Origin of the sequence: Mycobacteroides immunogenum, assembly GCF_001605725.1 — a bacterium.
Taxonomy (GTDB): Bacteria; Actinomycetota; Actinomycetes; order Mycobacteriales; family Mycobacteriaceae; genus Mycobacterium; species Mycobacterium immunogenum.
In genome coordinates, this window is sequence record NZ_CP011530.1 from 3,163,971 (window position 1) to 3,180,640 (window position 16,670).

General features: G+C 65.1%; 20 protein-coding genes. 3 read left to right on the top strand and 17 right to left on the bottom strand.

Annotated elements, in window-relative coordinates; all coding sequences use genetic code 11:
• Positions 1-41: 41 nt before the first annotated feature.
• From yajC to ruvC, 4 genes are all read right to left on the bottom strand, one after another.
• Positions 42-380: a preprotein translocase subunit YajC gene (gene yajC / locus ABG82_RS15415; RefSeq protein WP_043075490.1), complete on the bottom strand. Its 339-nt coding sequence runs from the start codon at positions 378-380 to the stop codon at positions 42-44.
• Between the two features lie 144 nt (positions 381-524).
• On the bottom strand, positions 525-1,604 hold the full coding sequence (ruvB, locus tag ABG82_RS15420; protein ID WP_078343228.1) for a Holliday junction branch migration DNA helicase RuvB: 1,080 nt from the start codon (positions 1,602-1,604) through the stop codon (positions 525-527).
• Entirely contained in the window at positions 1,601-2,209 is a 609-nt protein-coding gene (gene ruvA, locus ABG82_RS15425; protein ID WP_043075489.1) for a Holliday junction branch migration protein RuvA, read from the bottom strand. The genes ruvB and ruvA overlap by 4 nt, the downstream gene beginning before the upstream one ends.
• Before the next feature lie 31 nt (positions 2,210-2,240).
• Positions 2,241-2,798 carry a crossover junction endodeoxyribonuclease RuvC gene (gene ruvC, locus ABG82_RS15430; RefSeq protein WP_043075488.1) on the bottom strand — a complete coding sequence of 186 codons (558 nt, stop codon included), beginning with the start codon at positions 2,796-2,798 and terminating at the stop codon, positions 2,241-2,243.
• A 120-nt stretch (positions 2,799-2,918) separates the two neighbouring features.
• Between ruvC and ABG82_RS15435 the strand changes: the two genes are divergently transcribed.
• Entirely contained in the window at positions 2,919-3,491 is a 573-nt protein-coding gene (locus ABG82_RS15435; RefSeq protein ID WP_043075487.1) for a TetR/AcrR family transcriptional regulator, read from the top strand.
• On the opposite strand, the gene ABG82_RS15440 is transcribed toward ABG82_RS15435, so the two are convergent.
• Positions 3,488-3,922, bottom strand: coding sequence for a hypothetical protein (locus tag ABG82_RS15440; RefSeq protein WP_043075486.1), 435 nt, complete (start codon positions 3,920-3,922; stop codon positions 3,488-3,490). The genes ABG82_RS15435 and ABG82_RS15440 overlap by 4 nt on opposite strands.
• Positions 3,923-4,098: 176 nt before the next feature.
• Between ABG82_RS15440 and ABG82_RS15445 the strand changes: the two genes are divergently transcribed.
• Entirely contained in the window at positions 4,099-4,713 is a 615-nt protein-coding gene (locus tag ABG82_RS15445; RefSeq protein WP_078343332.1) for a phosphatase PAP2 family protein, read from the top strand.
• Here ABG82_RS15445 and ABG82_RS15450 read toward each other — a convergent pair.
• Positions 4,659-5,414, bottom strand: coding sequence for a YebC/PmpR family DNA-binding transcriptional regulator (locus tag ABG82_RS15450; protein ID WP_043075485.1), 756 nt, complete (start codon positions 5,412-5,414; stop codon positions 4,659-4,661). The two genes, ABG82_RS15445 and ABG82_RS15450, sit on opposite strands and share 55 nt — an antisense overlap.
• Positions 5,415-5,493: 79 nt before the next feature.
• Between ABG82_RS15450 and ABG82_RS15455 the strand changes: the two genes are divergently transcribed.
• Positions 5,494-6,021 carry a hypothetical protein gene (locus ABG82_RS15455; RefSeq protein WP_043075484.1) on the top strand — a complete coding sequence of 176 codons (528 nt, stop codon included), beginning with the start codon at positions 5,494-5,496 and terminating at the stop codon, positions 6,019-6,021.
• Positions 6,022-6,085: 64 nt separating this feature from the next.
• On the opposite strand, the gene pdxT is transcribed toward ABG82_RS15455, so the two are convergent.
• The 11 genes from pdxT to ABG82_RS15510 all read right to left on the bottom strand — a co-directional run bounded on the left by pdxT (position 6,086) and on the right by ABG82_RS15510 (position 16,663).
• Positions 6,086-6,655: a pyridoxal 5'-phosphate synthase glutaminase subunit PdxT gene (pdxT, locus tag ABG82_RS15460; protein ID WP_043075483.1), complete on the bottom strand. Its 570-nt coding sequence runs from the start codon at positions 6,653-6,655 to the stop codon at positions 6,086-6,088.
• Between the two features lie 8 nt (positions 6,656-6,663).
• Positions 6,664-7,515, bottom strand: coding sequence for an acyl-CoA thioesterase (locus tag ABG82_RS15465; RefSeq protein WP_005068926.1), 852 nt, complete (start codon positions 7,513-7,515; stop codon positions 6,664-6,666).
• A gap of 8 nt (positions 7,516-7,523) precedes the next feature.
• Positions 7,524-8,438 (bottom strand): pyridoxal 5'-phosphate synthase lyase subunit PdxS, encoded by a 915-nt coding sequence (gene pdxS / locus ABG82_RS15470; RefSeq protein WP_005057540.1) that lies wholly within the window; start codon positions 8,436-8,438, stop codon positions 7,524-7,526.
• An 85-nt stretch (positions 8,439-8,523) separates the two neighbouring features.
• Positions 8,524-9,546: an NUDIX hydrolase gene (locus ABG82_RS15475; protein WP_043075482.1), complete on the bottom strand. Its 1,023-nt coding sequence runs from the start codon at positions 9,544-9,546 to the stop codon at positions 8,524-8,526.
• Positions 9,543-10,670: a glycosyltransferase family 4 protein gene (locus ABG82_RS15480; RefSeq protein WP_043075481.1), complete on the bottom strand. Its 1,128-nt coding sequence runs from the start codon at positions 10,668-10,670 to the stop codon at positions 9,543-9,545. The genes ABG82_RS15475 and ABG82_RS15480 overlap by 4 nt, the downstream gene beginning before the upstream one ends.
• Complete coding sequence (locus ABG82_RS15485; protein WP_043075480.1) at positions 10,670-11,647, bottom strand: phosphatidylinositol mannoside acyltransferase; 978 nt, start codon at positions 11,645-11,647, stop codon at positions 10,670-10,672. The genes ABG82_RS15480 and ABG82_RS15485 overlap by 1 nt, the downstream gene beginning before the upstream one ends.
• Positions 11,644-12,306: a phosphatidylinositol phosphate synthase gene (gene pgsA, locus ABG82_RS15490; RefSeq protein WP_043075479.1), complete on the bottom strand. Its 663-nt coding sequence runs from the start codon at positions 12,304-12,306 to the stop codon at positions 11,644-11,646. Before pgsA ends, ABG82_RS15485 begins: the two co-directional genes overlap by 4 nt.
• Entirely contained in the window at positions 12,303-12,851 is a 549-nt protein-coding gene (locus tag ABG82_RS15495) for an HIT family protein (RefSeq protein WP_043075478.1), read from the bottom strand. Before ABG82_RS15495 ends, pgsA begins: the two co-directional genes overlap by 4 nt.
• A complete protein-coding gene (thrS, locus tag ABG82_RS15500; protein ID WP_043075477.1) occupies positions 12,844-14,898 on the bottom strand; it encodes a threonine--tRNA ligase in 2,055 nt (684 codons plus the stop codon). Before thrS ends, ABG82_RS15495 begins: the two co-directional genes overlap by 8 nt.
• 92 nt (positions 14,899-14,990) lie before the next feature.
• Positions 14,991-15,968, bottom strand: a complete 978-nt coding sequence (locus ABG82_RS15505; RefSeq protein WP_078343230.1) for a GlxA family transcriptional regulator — start codon at positions 15,966-15,968, stop codon at positions 14,991-14,993.
• A gap of 65 nt (positions 15,969-16,033) precedes the next feature.
• A complete protein-coding gene (locus tag ABG82_RS15510) occupies positions 16,034-16,663 on the bottom strand; it encodes a PaaI family thioesterase (protein WP_043075476.1) in 630 nt (209 codons plus the stop codon).
• Positions 16,664-16,670 lie beyond the last annotated feature (7 nt).

Sequence of the window (16,670 nt, forward strand, 5' to 3'; positions counted from 1 at the left end):
GTCGGGGAGCTTTCGGGGGTTTTGAGCAAAGGCGAAAGCCGCTACTCCTTGGTCAGCTCGACCCCGCTGCTCTCGACGTCGCGAACCGTTCCGTCGCCGGCGGCTGCACTGTCTTCAACCTCGTCCACGATCTTGTCCCGGACGGCGAGCTTCATCCAGCGGGTCACCACACCCGGCGCGATCTCCAGATCCACCGTGTCGTCGGTGACGGCGGTGATGGTGCCCTGCAGGCCTGACGTGGTGTGTACCCGGTCGCCGATCGCCAAGGACTCGTGCAGCTCGATGGTGGCGTCGAGAGCCTTGCGCTGCCGCCGGTTCGCAAAGAAGAGGAATGCGCCCATAACGAGGATGAGCGGCAAGAAGACAATGATCGATTCCATGGCGGCTTTCGGGGTTCTTTCCGTTGGGTCTTCACGAGGTCAAGCGCGGTCAGCGTGAAATGAGCACGCGACAAGTCACCAGTGTGCCATCTGACTCTGTGGAATCGACGCGAACCCCGTGCCCGCAGGGGCGCTGGTGTCGCCTCACTCGAACAGGCCGACCTGGCCCAGCAGCTGCGGCGGCGGGGTCAGGCCCAGATGCGTCCACGCCAAAGGTGTCGCCACCCGTCCGCGTGGCGTGCGGGCCAACATCCCGGCGCGCACCAGGAACGGCTCGCACACCTCTTCCACGGTGGTCGACTCCTCCCCGACTGCCACCGCCAGTGTCGACAGACCCACCGGGCCACCGCCGAAACTGCGTGTCAGTGCGGTGAGCACCGCCCGGTCCAGACGATCGAGCCCCAGCTCATCGACGTCGTACACCGCCAGGGCTGACTTGGCGACGCCCACCGTGATGACGCCGTCCGCGCGCACTTCCGCGTAATCACGGACGCGGCGCAGCAAGCGGTTGGCGATGCGTGGCGTGCCGCGCGAGCGCCGCGCGATCTCGGTACCGGCGTCTGCTCCCAGTTCAATGCCCAGGATGCCCGCCGAACGGGCCAGCACCAGCTCAAGCTCATCGGGTTCGTAGAAGTCCATGTGGGCGGTGAACCCGAACCGGTCGCGCAGCGGCCCGGTCAGCGATCCCGATCGGGTGGTGGCGCCCACCAGCGTGAACGGCGCCACTTCCAGGGGGATGGACGTCGCGCCGGGGCCCTTACCCACGACGATGTCGACCCGAAAATCCTCCATGGCCAGGTAGAGCATTTCCTCGGCAGGCCGGGCGATGCGGTGAATCTCGTCGATGAACAGCACATCGTGTTCCACCAGATTGCTCAACATGGCCGCCAGATCGCCCGCGCGCTCCAGCGCCGGGCCCGACGTCACCCGCAGCGATGAGCCCAACTCGGCGGCGATGATCATGGCCAGCGAGGTCTTGCCCAATCCGGGCGGCCCCGACAGCAGGATGTGATCCGGCGTGCCGCCGCGATTCTTCGCGCCGGACAACACCAGGTCCAACTGTTCGCGTACCCGCGGCTGGCCGATGAACTCACGCAGCGACTTGGGACGCAACCCCGCGTCGACATCGTTTTCGCCGACAGTCAGGGCACCGGACATGTGGGCATCGTCGAAGCCGTCATCGTCGGCACCACCAAGATGGTCGGACTCGCGGAAAGGACTCATCGCGTCTTACCCAGCAGCGCCAGGGCCGACCGCAACACTCCGGAGACATCGGCGGGCGTCTCCGCCTGGTTTTCTTGGGACAGAACGGTATCGGTGGACTGTTCGGCCTGCTTGGCGGCAAATCCGAGACCGATCAGCGCCTCGATGACCTGAGTCCGCACCAGCGACGGGCTGCCGCGACCCAGATCGGTGGATCCGCCCGGCGCGGCCGCCACCTTCTCACGCAACTCGAGCACCAGACGCTCGGCGCCGCGTTTACCGATGCCCGGCACCCGGGTGAGGGCGGCGACATCGCCGTCGGCCAAGGCCTGGCGCAGACTCGGTGCGTCGTACACCGCGAGGGTGGCCATTGCGATCTTGGGTCCCACGCCGGAAACCCCGAGCAGCGTCATGAAGAGGTCGCGGGCATCAGTGTCGGTGAAGCCATAAAGCGTCATCGAATCTTCGCGCACGATCATCGCCGTGATCAGCCGAATCTGCGTGCCGCGGCGCAGTGTCGAGAGCGTCGCCGGAGTGGCGTTGACGCGGTATCCCACCCCGGCCGCCTCGATCACCACATGGTCGAGCGCGATCTCGATGACCTCGCCGTTGACCGATGCAATCACGCCGCACTCCGTTTCCTACGCGGACGGGCCGTCACCGAACCGCCGCCTTCATCCGGGCCGCGAAGGCCTTCCGTTGTTTCTCGGCCGCGGCTTCCGCCTTGGCCATTCTGGCGAGCATCGGCGCACGCCAGCAGTGACAGATTGCCAGGGCCAGCGCGTCGGCGGCGTCGGCCGGCTTTGGCGCTGCCTGCAGGTTGAGGATGCGCGTGACCATTGCCGTCACCTGGGATTTATCGGCCCGCCCGTTGCCGGTGACGGCCGCCTTGACCTCCGACGGGGTGTGGAAGTACACCTCGATCCCCCGTTTGGCCGCACAGAGCGCAATCACGCCACCGGCCTGCGCGGTGCCCATCACAGTGGAAACATTCTGCTGCGCGAAGACGCGCTCGATCGCGACCACTTCCGGCCGGTGGGTGTCCATCCAATGTTCAACGACCTCACTGATCGCCAAGAGTCGTTGCGGCAGAGGCTGATTGGCGGGGGTACGCACGACATCGACGTCCAGGGCCACCACCTTGCGACCCGAGGACGCCTCGACCATGGACAGACCGCACCGGGTAAGCCCCGGGTCGACTCCCATCACGCGCACGCGTCAGCCCTCTCGCTGTAGAACAGTTGTTCGATCAGCATATCGAGGAGATTCCGCTATTGGACGAACAACACGCGAGGGCGCTGCAAATGTCAACGCTCGTTGGCCTAAGCTCAGCGCATGCCCCCCGAACCTCGGCGATCGGATGCCACCCGCGCAGCCATCCTTGAGGCTGCTCAGGAGCATTTCGCCAGTGTCGGCTACGAGAAGGCAACCATACGGGCCATCGCCGCCACCGCGGGCATCGACCCCTCCCTGGTCATGCGCTACTACGGCAACAAGGGCAAGCTGTTCATGTCAGCGGCCGACTTCGACATTCACCTGCCTGAGGACCTGGCCGACATGCCACGCTCCGAACTCGGGGCGATGCTCGTCAAGCATTTCCTCGAGAGATGGGAACAGGACGACACCATGGTCGCGCTCATGCGCGCCACCGTGTCGCAGGAATCGGCACGCGCACGCATGGCCGATCTGTTCACCAGCCAGATGGTGCCGGAAATCGAGGCATTGACCACCGACCGCGCCCTGGAGCGCGCCACACTCATCAGCACGCAGATGATCGGTTTGGCCATGTGCCGGTACGTAATACGACTCGGCGACGTGCCGAATATGACGCACGAACAAATCATCGAGCTGGTCGCCCCGACCATCCAGTACTACCTGGACTGCCCGTGGGACTGCGGAGCGTGTTAGTTCGCTCCCTCAGCGTTGCGAACCTTCAACGTCCCACGCTCGTCGACCAGCGAGAAGTAGATGGCGCTCATGACCACGAAGACAGCGGTCCAGATCAGCAGCGCCACTGAGTTCACCGCGAACGCCTCACCCAGCAGTACCGCGACGACACCGGTGACCAGCGGGCTACGCACGTGACGGCTGCCAGGCTGATCGAACAGTGCGACGGTGCGGGTGACCAGGAACAAGCCCGCCGCGATCAGCAGGGTTCCAATCACCGTCGCGGTCATCGACATCTGATCCGACATCCACGAGGGCACCTCGGCACCTGTTCCGTACAGGATGACGAGCGGAACTACGACCGCCACCGCGAAGGGCACCGCGAGTACGGAGCGCGTGGTGTGCCACCGGGTAACCGACTCGGACGCCGGGGCGACTGTTTGTGTGGCCATGACGGGCCTCCCCTCACTTCTTTGGATGTCTTAGATGTACGCCTACCTGACATAGGCTGTCAACAGTTGTTGACCAACAGTCGTTGACGTCACAATAAACGCCGACCAGTGACGTTTGATTCCCGGCAGCCGGCACGATTCAGGGCCGGGGTGTGTGGCCGATTACTGTCGACGGCGTGTCTGCCGGAAAACTGCCCAGCGAGAAATTGATTCAGTGGTGGCCGCCCCTCGGCGTGGTCACGATGCTGGTGCTCGGATTCTCCGTGGGTAAGGGCACCACACCTCTTGACACCTGGTTTTTCGAGGCGACCCAGGTTGTGTTCGGGGTCCAGCCACGCTGGCTGCTGTTCTTCACCGACTGGGAGTTTCTTGTGCCGGTGCTGGTGGTGTGCGTCGGATTCGAGCTGTACCGGCGGCGCTGGCGGGTAGCAGCCGTCGTGCTTGCCTGCCCGTTTGTCGCGAATTGGACCACTCAGGCGACCAAGATGCTGGTCGGCCGCGAGAAGGGCGGCGGTTACCTCGCCTACCCCAGCGGCCACACCACCTTGGTGGTGGCGGTCATGGGCATGCTGGTACTGGTCGCCGGCGGAGCCCTATGGGCATACATCATCGCCGTGATTGTCAGCACGTTCGGGCTGCTGGGGCAGGTCGCCTGCGGCTACCACTACTTCACCGACACCGTCGGTGCCGTACTCGTCACCACCGCGGTGGTGACGTTGGCGATATGGGCCGCTGGTCAGTCTTCGTCGAGCGCGGCCAGCACCTCGTCGGACAAGTCCACGTTGGTGTAGACGTTCTGGACGTCGTCGCTGTCTTCCAGCGCGTCGACCAGCTTGAACACCTTGCGGGCGGTCTCGACGTCGACGGGCACGCTCATCGACGGCTGGAAACTGGCTTCCGCCGATTCGTAGTCGATTCCGGCTTCCTGCAGCGCCTGACGGACGGCGACCAGGTCGGTGGGCTCAGAGATGACCTCGAAAGTCTCGCCCAGGTCGTTGACCTCCTCGGCGCCAGCCTCCAGCACTGCCGTCAGCACGTCGTCCTCGGCCAGGCCGTTCTTCTCCAGCGTCACCACGCCCTTGCGGGAGAACAGGTACGACACCGAACCCGGATCGGCCATGCTGCCACCGTTGCGCGTCATCGCCACCCGCACCTCACCGGCGGCGCGGTTACGGTTGTCACTCAGGCACTCGATGAGCACCGCGACGCCGTTGGGGCCGTAACCCTCGTACATGATGGTCTGCCAGTCGGCGCCACCGGCTTCTTCGCCGGCTCCACGCTTACGGGCCCGCTCGATGTTGTCGTTGGGCACCGAGGTCTTCTTGGCCTTCTGAATGGCGTCGTAGAGCGTCGGGTTGCCGGCCGGATCTCCGCCGCCCGTACGTGCGGCGACCTCGATGTTCTTGATCAGCTTGGCGAACTCTTTGCCACGGCGCGCGTCTTTGACGGCCTTCTGATGCTTGGTGGTGGCCCACTTGGAATGGCCGCTCATGTACCCCTGTACTACTTTCTCTAGGTTCTGTCGCACTTCTGCGCTGCCCGAGTGTACTCGCGCACCTAGGCTGAACCACATGACTGTCCTGGTGAAGGACCCCATTGTCGACGCGGTACTGGACAGATACGCGGCAACGATCGGCGACAGCCTCACCGATTACCGCAATCATCTGTACCGCGCGATGAACTACCAGCTGAGGCTTCTCGGCATGACCACGCCTCCGCCCGAGATCGCGCTGGCGTGGGCGACCCATGACATCGGCATTTGGACGGCCGGTAGCTGGGATTATCTGGAGCCGTCGGTGGCACTGGCCGAGCAGCTGGCGCCCGAGTTCGGGATCACCGATGTCGATCGCGTGAAGGCGATGGTGGCCGACCACCACAAGCTGAGGTCGGCCGACGATCTGTGGGTCGAGATGTTCCGGCTGGGCGACCGGGTCGACGCGTTCCACGGTCTGTATGCCTGGACCGGACTGGAACGTTCAGATGTGCGCGAGGTGGTGGAGGCACTGCCCTACGGCGGTTTTCACGCATTCTTATTGCGTACGGCCGGAAAGTGGACGCTGCGGCACCCACTGCGCCCCATGCCCATGCTGCGCTGGTGATTCCCGGCGCATACCGCACGCGAGTAGATCGAACGAAAGAGCCTCGCCTGGTATGCGTTCAGGATCAGGAGGCGCGCACCATGTCGACGAACAGCTCATGCACCCGGCGGTCACCGGTCACCTCGGGATGAAAAGCCGTCGCCAGCGCGCTCCCCTGCCGAACCGCGACCGGGTGCCCCTGGGCACTGGCCAACACCTCGACATCGGCGCCGACCCGCTCCACCCAGGGCGCCCGGATGAATACCGCATGCATCGCACCGTGCAGCCCGGTGAAATCAAGGTCACCCTCGAACGAATCGACCTGACGCCCGAATGCGTTGCGCCGCACCGTCATGTCGATGGCACAGAGAGCCACCGCGTCGGGGCGGGTATCCAGGATCTCGCTGGCCAGCAGAATCATCCCGGCACACGAGCCATAAACGGGCAGCCCTCCGCGCAGGCGTTCGGTGAGCGGATCCAACAGCTCGAAAACACGCAGCAGATTGCTCATCGTGGTCGACTCCCCGCCGGGGATGACCAGTCCGTCCACCTTCCCCAACTCCTCGGGACGGCGTACGCCGAGTGCCTCGGCACCCGAATCTTTCAGGGCGGCAATATGTTCCCTGACATCGCCCTGCAATGCCAGCACACCCACGAGGGGGCTCACGCCATGTTCCCTCGGGCGACAGACGCCTGCTCGGGGTTGCGCTCGATGCGGGTGAGCCCCTCCTGCACCACCGCCGCCACCATGGTTCCGTCGCGGTTGAAGATGCGGCCTTGTGTCAGCGCCCGGCCAAACCCGGCCGACGGCGATGTCTCGTCGTACAGCATCCATTCGTCGGCACGGAACGGCCGCAGAAACCACAGCGCGTGATCCAGCGAAGCCGTCTGCAGCACCGTATCCCGGTGCGGCACCTTCGAAGAGCTCAGCAGCGTCAGGTCGCTCATGTACGCCAACGCGCAGATGTGTAGCACCGGATCGTCGGGCAGGTGCTTGCGGCAGCGGAACCACACGCGCTGCTGCGCGGCCAGCCGCGGATTCCGGTCCATCAGCTCATCGGGCACGATCCGGATATCCCACTCGGCGAACTGCCGGAACAGATCACGGTTGAACGAATCCTGCTCCTGCGCGTCGGGCAGATCTTCAGGATCGGGCACCGGCGGCATCAGGTCCTGATGCTCGATGCCGGTGTCCAGCGTCTGGAACGAGGCCGACATGCTGAAGATGGCCTGCCCATCCTGAATCGCGGTGACCCGGCGGGTCACGAAGGATCGGCCGTCACGCACCCTGTCGACAAGAAACACGGTGGGCTCGTTGGGATTTCCGGGCCTCAGGAAGTACCCGTGCAATGAGTGCACCAGATACTCCGGTTCCACCGTGCGGACCGCGGAGACCAGCGACTGCCCGGCGACCTGCCCGCCGAAGGTACGACGAAGATTGCTGGGGGTCACATTGCCCCGGAAGATGTCCTTCTCTAGCTGCTCGAGAGTAAGGATCTCCTCGATATCGGCCATGCCTAGTTCTACCAGCCGCGCTCGGCGAGCCGATGCGGCTGCGCGATGTCCTCCACATTGATACCGACCATCGCCTCACCCAGGCCGCGCGACACCTTGGCAAGCACGTCCGGATCGTCGTAGAAGGTGGTGGCCTTCACGATTGCCGCGGCGCGCTGCTCGGGGTTACCGGACTTGAAGATGCCCGAGCCCACGAAAACGCCTTCGGCACCCAACTGCATCATCATCGCCGCGTCGGCCGGGGTGGCGATGCCACCGGCGGTGAACAGCGTCACCGGCAGCTTGCCGGCGCGGGCCACCTCGACCACCAGCTCGTACGGCGCTTGCAGTTCCTTTGCCGCGACGTACAATTCGTCCTCGGCAAGCGAGGTGAGCCGACGGATCTCGCCACCGATCTTGCGCATGTGAGTCGTCGCGTTGGACACATCACCGGTACCGGCTTCACCCTTGGAGCGGATCATCGCCGCGCCCTCGGTGATGCGGCGCAGCGCCTCGCCCAGGTTGGTGGCACCACACACGAACGGCACGGTGAACTTCCACTTGTCGATGTGGTTGGTGTAGTCGGCGGGTGTCAGCACCTCAGACTCATCGATGTAATCCACACCGAGGCTCTGCAGGATTTGCGCCTCGACGAAATGCCCGATGCGGGCCTTCGCCATCACCGGAATGCTGACCGCGCTGATGATGCCGTCGATCATGTCCGGATCGCTCATGCGGGACACGCCGCCCTGAGCGCGGATATCGGCGGGCACTCGCTCCAGCGCCATGACAGCCACGGCGCCGGCATCTTCGGCGATCTTCGCTTGCTCGGGGGTAACAACGTCCATGATCACGCCGCCCTTGAGCATCTCGGCCATACCGCGCTTCACGCGAGCGGTACCGGTGCCGGTCTCGGGGGACGTTCCATTGGTCGTGCTAGTCAACTGGGGGCTCCTGAATCTCGGGGTCTGCGACCAGTCTAATGCGGCCACACCAGCGATTTTGTGGCGGGAGGTGCGGCGGGGTGACTCACCCGATTTGGATCGGCGCACGCGGTGCGCCGGTGGCCACCGCATCGGCCGCAGTGGCGGCTTCACAGAGCAGTTCTCCCAGCTGAGTCGGGTACACCTGCTCCCCCGACGCGGTGAGCTCGGCGATCGCCTCGGCATCACACCAGCGGTGACCGGTGATGTAACGCTGCTCCAGATTGGTGCGCCCGTCGGTGGCCGGTTCGAACCGCTTGGTGCGATGCACGAAGAACAGTTCCTCGGACCGGATGGTGGTGCCGTTGAAGTCGAAGACCGCCACGCGCCGCCACAGCGGGCCCACCAACCGTCCGGACGGGACCGATAGTCCGGTTTCCTCCACTAGCTCGCGCACCGCACCGTCAGCGAGCTTCTCCCCCGGCAGCGTTTGTCCGCCGACGGTGAACCACCAGTGCACCGCCGGGGTGGGCGCGGCCGGATCGAAACCGCGCAGCAGCAGCACCCGGCCATCCTCATCGAGCAGGACGACCCGGGCCGAAGTCCGGAAATTGGCCAGCGCCGGGTCTTCGGTGCCCGCGCCCGGACGATCGATGATCTCGAAATATGTTGGCATCGGCGCGGTTCCACCCAGGCGCAGCCACCGCACCGGGCGCCGCACTCGCAACGCCAACGTGTCACGTACGGCATCGTTGTGAAAGCGCCGCGCGATGAGCACCCGGGTCTCGGCATCGGCGAGTTCGGCGACCAGGGCCGGGCGCAGCCGGTCAGGATCGACGGTCGACAACGCCGCGGCCAGTTGATTCTCCGCATCCTCGCGCCGGTTGCGTTCGGCACGTTCGGCTTTCGCCGCGAGTTTGATCAGGTGGTCGTCTTTGAGCGCGTCTCCCACGGCACGGGCAACAACGGCGCGCCGCGCCAGCGCGGCATCGAGCGCCTGCCAGGACAGGTCACCCCGCACGTGCAGCCGGTCAAGACGGTTGGCCACCAAATAGGCCCACAACAAACCGAGAGCGAAGAGCGTGGCCACGACGGCCATGACAATGACGGTCAACGCCGAGAAGGTCACCAACTGTCGACCTTGACTCGCGCGCCAGAGGCGGTGACCGTCTCGTAGACCAGCATGATCTGTTGGGCGACCACGGACCAGTCGTACCGCTGCACCGCTTCGGTGCCCGCCGCCACCAGCTGCGCCCGGCCTTCGTCATCACCCAGCACACCGATGATGGCGGCTGCCAGGGCATCCGGGTCACCCGTTGGCGTCAATCGGCCCGCGGCGCCGTCCAACAGCACCCGGCGGAACGCGTCCAGTGAGCTGGCAACGACCGCCGTCCCTGCCGCCATCGCCTCTACCAGCACGATGCCGAAGCTCTCACCGCCGATGTTGGGGGCACAGTAGACGTCGGCGCTGCGCATGGCCGACGCCTTGGTGGCGTCGTCAACCTGGCCGAGGAATTTCAGATGTTTGGCCAACGGTCCTGCCTGCGTGCGTAGTTCGGCTTCATCTCCGCGGCCGACGATCAGGATCTCCACGTCGGGGAAGCTGGTCGCGATCTTCGGTAACGCGCCCATCAGCACGTCCATCCCCTTGCGCGGTTCGTCGTAGCGGCCCAAGAACAGCACCGTCTTACCTTCGCGTGGGTATCCATCGAGGACGGGTGCACCGGAGAAGGATCGAACATCGACGCCATTGGGAATCTCGACCGCGTCGGATCCCAGCGCCTCCATCTGCCAGCGCCGGGCCAGCTCCGAAACGGCGATCCGGCCGACGATCTTCTCGTGCCAGGGCCGCAGGACGGCCTGAAAAACGCTCAACGTCAACGATTTCGTGGTGGACGTGTGGAACGTCGCGACGATCGGTCCTTCCGCCACCATGAGGGCCAGCATCGACAGGCTCGGCGCGTTCGGTTCGTGCAGGTGCAGCACATCAAAATCGCCGTCGAGCAGCCAGCGCCGGGTCTTGGCGTAGGTGGCCGGGCCGAATCGCAGCCGCGCGACCGATCCGTTGTAGGGAATCGGCACGGCCTTGCCACCCGAGACCACGAATTCTGGTAGCTCCAGGTCCGACGATGACGGCGCGAGCAGGCTCACGTGATGGCCGCGATCGCGCATGACCTCGGCCAGCTGCACTACGTGGGACTGGACGCCACCCGGTACGTCAAAGGAGTACGGGCAGACCATCCCGATGCGCATTACGCCTGCCCACCAACGGGATCGGTCTCCAGGGAGGGTTCAGGTTCCGGTGCCCGCGTGGGCGCAGACGCCGTCCGCAGCGTGGTGCGGCGTTCCTCGGACAGATCGTCGAGCCACAGCGGTTGCAGCATGTGCCAGTCCGCGGGGCGTTCAGCGATGTTGGCCGCGAACACATCGGCCATGGCCTGGGTGGCGGCCGCGACATCGCCCGCCGAGGTGTCGACGGGCCCATGGATACGTACCCCCCATTGCTCATGCGGTTCGAACCAACAGTGCGCGGGCAGCAGACGCGCGCCGGTATCGATGGCAAGACGAGCCGGCCCTGCGGGCATGCGGGCCTCGGCACCGAAGAAGTCGACGGGGACGCCGCTGCGGCTCAGGTCGCGATCGGCCATGAGGCAGACCACTCGGTTCTCCCGCAATCGCTGCGCCAGTACCTCATACGGACCTGACGCGTCACCGGTCAGCGGAAGCACCTCGAAGCCCAGCGTCTCGCGGTAGTCCAGGAATCTCCGATACAGCGATTCGGGCTTCAGGCGCTCGGCGACGGTCGTGAAGGTGCCATAGGTTTGCGCCAGCCACACCCCGGCCATATCCCAGTTTCCGCTGTGTGGCAGGGCGATAACCGTGCCCCGCCCTTCCTCCCGCGAGGCATCCAGGTTGCGCCGGCCGAACAGGCAGCTGTCCAAACGGGCGGCGAGGCGCTCCATGTTCTGCGACGGCAGCCGGAACGCTTCACGCCAATACCGGGCGTAGGAACGCATCGAGTCGATCATCAGCCGGTCGGGCACCTCCCAGGGGTGCACGCCCAGTACCCGCGCGAGGTTCTTGCGTAGCTGCTCGGGTCCGCCCTTGCGGGCACCGACCATGGCGCCGACATCGAATATGGCGCGGGCAAGGAGGTCCGGAGTCGCCTGCGTGACATTCCAGCCCGCGGCGTATCCCCAGTCGGCGGCGCGTTCACCCCAGGTACTCATGACTGATTCGTCTCCGCGGTGTCCTGTCCGGCATCCGAATTGGGCAGCAGCTCCAGAGCTCCCGGTGAGGTGCGGACGGCGTGCATCCGTTGCCCAACGGTCACCAGGCTTGCCACCGCCAGCACCCACATCGCGGTGTGCAACGGCCACTGCACGCCGAATCCGCCGCTGAAGATCGCGCCGGCGAGCACGATGATGAGCCGTTCCGGCCGCTCGATCAATCCGCCATCGGCACGCAATCCCGACGCCTCGGCACGCGCCTTCACATACGAAATCACCTGCGAGGTGATCATGCAGATCAGCGTGGATACCACCAAAGAAGTTGAACCCCAGCCGAATGCGGCCCACCAGACCAAGCCGGCGAAGACCGCGCCATCGGCGACACGATCACAGGTCGCGTCCAGCACCGCACCGAACCGGGTGCCGCCGCCGCGCGCACGGGCCATCGCGCCGTCGAGCATGTCGAACATCGCGAACAGCCAAACCGCCATGCCGCCCCAGAAAAGGTGACCGGTCGGGAAGAGTGTCAGCGCCGCGACAACCGAGGCCGCCGTGCCGAAGATGGTGACCGTATCCGGGGTGAATCCCGCACGCAGTAGCGCGTGAGCCAGTGGGTTGGTGATTTTCGCGAATGTCTCCCGCGACAACAGGCCGCTCACGGCAACTGCTCCCAGGCAGTGGCGAGCAAAGTGCGGGTGTCCCGCAGCAGCTGTGGCAACACCTTGGAACCGCCGATGATGGTGATGAAGTTCGCGTCGCCACCCCAGCGTGGCACCACATGCTGATGCAGATGCTCTGCCAGCGATCCGCCCGCGGCGCTACCCAGATTGAGTCCGACGTTGAAGCCGTGCGGCCTCGAGACCTTCTTGATCACCCGGATCGCCTTCTGAGTGAAGGCCATCAGCTCGCGACTTTCTCCCTCGGTGAGGTCTTCGAGCTCGGCCACCTGGCGGTAGGGCACCACCATGAGATGTCCGGGGTTGTATGGGTAGAGGTTGAGCACGGCGTACACGTGCTCGCCCCGGGCCACCACCAAACCGTCCTCATCGGCCATCTCGGGGATCTCGGTGAAGGGCGCCGAGTCGGGACTGGGCGCCTTCACGGCCTCGGCGATATAACTCATCCGGTGCGGGCTCCACAGTCGCTGCAGATGATCTGGGTCGCCCACGCCGCGGTCGATGATGGTCGAGTCCTCGTCAGTCACTGGCACCCAACTTCAGGAGTTCGGCTGTCGGCGATACGTTCTCACGGCGATTCACCCAGTCGAGGATGGCAGCGACCGCCTCCTCGCGGGGCACCCCGTTCACCTGAGTGCGGTCCCGGAACCGGAAGCTGACCGCCCCCGCCTCGACGTCACGGTCACCGGCCAGCAGCAGGAACGGCACTCGCTGGTTGGTGTGGTTGACGATTTTCTTGTTCATGCGGTCATCGCTGCTGTCCACCTCGGCACGGATGCCTTGCGATTTGAGCTGGGACACAATGTCGTTCAGGTACGGCGCGTGCGCATCGGCAATCGGAATACCCACCGCCTGCACCGGCGACAGCCAGGCCGGGAAGGCTCCCGCATAGTGCTCGGTGAGCACACCGAAGAAGCGCTCGATGGACCCGAACAGCGCCCGATGGATGAGCACCGGCTGCTTGCGCGTGCCGTCGGCGGCCGTGTACTCGAGGTTGAACCGCTCCGGCATATTGAAGTCGAGCTGGATCGTGGACATCTGCCAGGACCTGCCCAGCGCGTCCTTGGCTTGCACCGAGATCTTGGGCCCGTAGAAGGCCGCGCCGCCGGGATCCGGCACCAGCTGCAGCCCGGAATCGAGCGCCACTTGCTCCAGAGTCTTGGTCGCTTCTTCCCAAACCTCATCGGAACCAACGAATTTCGTCTCGTCCTTGGTCGAGAGTTCCAGGTAGAAATCGTCGAGCCCGTAGTCGGACAGCAGGTCGAGCACGAATCGCAGCAGTGAGGTCAGCTCCTCGTGCATCTGTTCGCGAGTCGTGTAAATATGCGCGTCGTCCTGCGTCATGCCGCGCACCCGGGTCAGGCCGTGCACCACACCGGACTTCTCGTATCGGTACACCGAGCCGAATTCGAAGAGTCGCAATGGCAATTCACGGTAGGAACGGCCCCGGGCCCGGTAGATCAGGTGATGCATCGGGCAGTTCATGGGTTTGAGGTAGTAGTTCTGCCCTGGCTTGCGCACGGTGCCGTCCTCGTTGAGCTCGGCGTCGATCTGCATCGGGGGGAACATGCCGTCGGAGTACCAGTCCAAGTGCCCGGAGGTTTGGTACAGGTTTTCCTTGGTGATGTGCGGGGTGTTGACGAATTCGTACCCGGCCGCGGTGTGCTTGGCGCGCGAGTAATCCTCAAGCTCCTTGCGCACGATGCCACCCTTGGGGTGGAAAACCGGGAGCCCGGAACCGATTTCGTCAGGGAAGCTGAACAGATCCAGCTCGACACCGAGCTTGCGGTGGTCGCGCCGCTGCGCCTCCTCCAGCAGTTCGAGGTGTTTATCCAGGGCTTCCTGAGACTCCCAGGCGGTGCCGTAGACACGTTGCATGCTGGCGTTGGCCTGGTTGCCGCGCCAGTAGGCAGCTGAACTGCGGGTGAGCCGGAAGGCCGGGATGTGCTTGGTGGTGGGGATATGCGGGCCGCGGCACAGGTCGAACCATTCGCGTTCCCCGGTACGCGGATTCAGGTTGTCGTAGGCGGACAGCTCGTCGCCGCCGACCTCCATGACCTCCGGGTCATCGGCGCCGGACTTGTCCGACACCAGTTCCAGCTTGAACGGCTCGTTGGCCAGTTCGGCCTGGGCCTCTTCCACCGATTCGTAGACCCGGCGCGAAAATCGTTGCCCCTCTTTGATGATCTGCTTCATCTTTTTCTCGAGGGCGGTGAGATCTTCAGGCGTGAAGGCGTGATCGATCCCGAAGTCGTAGTAGAAACCGTCGGTGATCGGCGGACCGATGCCGAGTTTGGCCTGCGGGAACAGGTCCTGCACAGCCTGCGCTAGCACGTGGGCGGCCGAGTGCCGGATGACACTGCGCCCGTCTTCGGTGTTGGCCGCGACGGGCTCTACCTCGGTATCGACCTGTGGCGTCCAGGACAAATCCTTCAGGGCACCATCGACGCGCACGACGACGACGGCGTCCTCCCCCTTGCCCGGCAGGCCGGCCTCTCGTACCGCGGTCCCCGCCGTCGTCCCGGCCGGCACCCGGATTGGTGCCACAAGGGAAGACGGGTTGGGCGCAGTCATCGGCAGTTCTCCAATTCAGAGACGGGGGGTTTGCGAACTCATGCTATCGGTCCACACCAGCGGCTTCCCAGCCCGATGGGCGCCATGACCACTCAGGCCGATTGTGCGCGGAATGTGTTCCGATACGTCAGGGGCGAGACCCCGGCGAGCCGGCGGAACTGCTCCCGGAAATTCGCAGGTGAGCCGAACCCCACTTCGCGCCCGATCCGCTCGACGGAATCGGCTGAACATTCCAGCAGTTGTTGGGCGTGACGCACCCGCACCCCGGTCAGCCACTGCATGGGTGTCTGCCCCGTTTCGGCCCGAAACCGCCGGTTGAGGCTGCGCACACTGGTGGCGGCCTGCGCGGCCAGGTCCTCGAGCGACAGCTCGCGATGCGCGTTGTGTTCGATCCACGCCAGCATGTCGCCGAGGCCGGCCTCGGAGCTCCGGCGGTTCCGCACGACATATTGGGCCTGCCCGCCGTCGCGGTGCAGCGGTGTCACGGCCATCCGTGCGGCTTCCGCGGCCACCGCCGCGCCGTGATCGCGCGCCACCATGTGCAGACACAGGTCGAGTCCGGCCGCGGCTCCGGCGGAGGTGAGCACCTGTCCCTCATCGACGTACAACACATCGGCATCCAGGTGCACTGCCGGGTACATCTCCCGAAACAAGTCGGCAGCCAGCCAGTGCGTGGTGACCCGCTTGCCGTCCAGAATGCCGGCCTCGGCGAGCGTGAAGGCCCCCGCACATATGGAGGCGATGCGTGCGCCGCGCGCATGGGCGGCCCGGAGGGCGTCGATGACGCCCTCCGGTAAGGGGGCGGTGACGTCATCGCGCGCCGGCACCACGACAGTGTCGGCCTCCGAAAGCGCCTCGAGTCCAAGATCTGTCGCGATGCCGAACGGCCCGGCGGAAACGATCGGCTCGGTGCCGCACACCCGCACGCGGTAGGGACTGGTGCCGTCGGCGAGACACACACGCCCGAACACCTCGACGGCGGTGGCCAGATCGAAACCGACGGTTTCGGGAAGCGCGAGAACAACGACCGAATGAGGCTCGCCCGAACGACCCACAGGCACGGAATGCATCCGATCAGACTAGCCCGCCGGATGGCAATATTTCATCGGATAGTGGCTATCTGGCCACTATCAGATCAGGGCTGGCCGGGATTGAGCTTGACGAAGAGCGCCTCCGCCTCCGCCAGCACCTCGTCAGCGTCGAGAAGCCGGCCAGTCATGAACACCTTGCGGCCCTCGACGCGGTCCAGCGTGCAGTCGTACCGCAGTTCCTTCTCAATGGGTGTGATCTTGCGGTAGTTGATGTTCAAGTAGGCGGTGCGCAGCTTGCGCAGATCGGTCAGTAGCAGCGAACCGGTGCCGAAGATGGTGTCGAAGAGCAGCCCCAGGCAACCACCGTGCACCGCGCCGTTGCGCCCCAGGTGGTACCGGCTGAATGTCGCTGTACCGGTGAGCACCCCCTTGTCGAAGCTGTCGATCGTCATCGGCACCAACAGGATGTTTCCGCGCAGCGGAAGGTCGGTGCGCCGGCCCGAGGGCGAGTCCCATTCCGAGACCTCATACGGAGCCAGCAGCTCGTTCATGGCCTCAAGTTGAGCGGCCAGTTCGGTAACCACCTCGTCGGGCGGCAGTGCGGCCCGGGCCCGATCCTGAAGGGTCCGCAGCGCATCGATGAAACGGCCGTAGTCGGGGCCGCCCTTGAGGGTGGGATCGGGCGGGTTGAACCCACCGCCCTCGTGCGCCGGTACTGCTTCCTTGGTGGTCATGCTCCCC

Coding starts and splice junctions, on each gene's coding strand:
- ABG82_RS15505 (WP_078343230.1), bottom strand. CDS start 15,968: ATGCATTCCGTGCCTGTGGGTCGTTCGGGCGAGCCTCATTCGGTCGTT.
- ABG82_RS15480 (WP_043075481.1), bottom strand. CDS start 10,670: ATGCGCATCGGGATGGTCTGCCCGTACTCCTTTGACGTACCGGGTGGC.
- ABG82_RS15465 (WP_005068926.1), bottom strand. CDS start 7,515: ATGGCCGATATCGAGGAGATCCTTACTCTCGAGCAGCTAGAGAAGGAC.
- ABG82_RS15485 (WP_043075480.1), bottom strand. CDS start 11,647: ATGAGTACCTGGGGTGAACGCGCCGCCGACTGGGGATACGCCGCGGGC.
- ruvB (WP_078343228.1), bottom strand. CDS start 1,604: ATGAGTCCTTTCCGCGAGTCCGACCATCTTGGTGGTGCCGACGATGAC.
- ABG82_RS15510 (WP_043075476.1), bottom strand. CDS start 16,663: ATGACCACCAAGGAAGCAGTACCGGCGCACGAGGGCGGTGGGTTCAAC.
- yajC (WP_043075490.1), bottom strand. CDS start 380: ATGGAATCGATCATTGTCTTCTTGCCGCTCATCCTCGTTATGGGCGCA.
- ABG82_RS15455 (WP_043075484.1), top strand. CDS start 5,494: ATGACTGTCCTGGTGAAGGACCCCATTGTCGACGCGGTACTGGACAGA.
- ABG82_RS15450 (WP_043075485.1), bottom strand. CDS start 5,414: ATGAGCGGCCATTCCAAGTGGGCCACCACCAAGCATCAGAAGGCCGTC.
- ABG82_RS15440 (WP_043075486.1), bottom strand. CDS start 3,922: ATGGCCACACAAACAGTCGCCCCGGCGTCCGAGTCGGTTACCCGGTGG.
- ABG82_RS15435 (WP_043075487.1), top strand. CDS start 2,919: ATGCCCCCCGAACCTCGGCGATCGGATGCCACCCGCGCAGCCATCCTT.
- thrS (WP_043075477.1), bottom strand. CDS start 14,898: ATGACTGCGCCCAACCCGTCTTCCCTTGTGGCACCAATCCGGGTGCCG.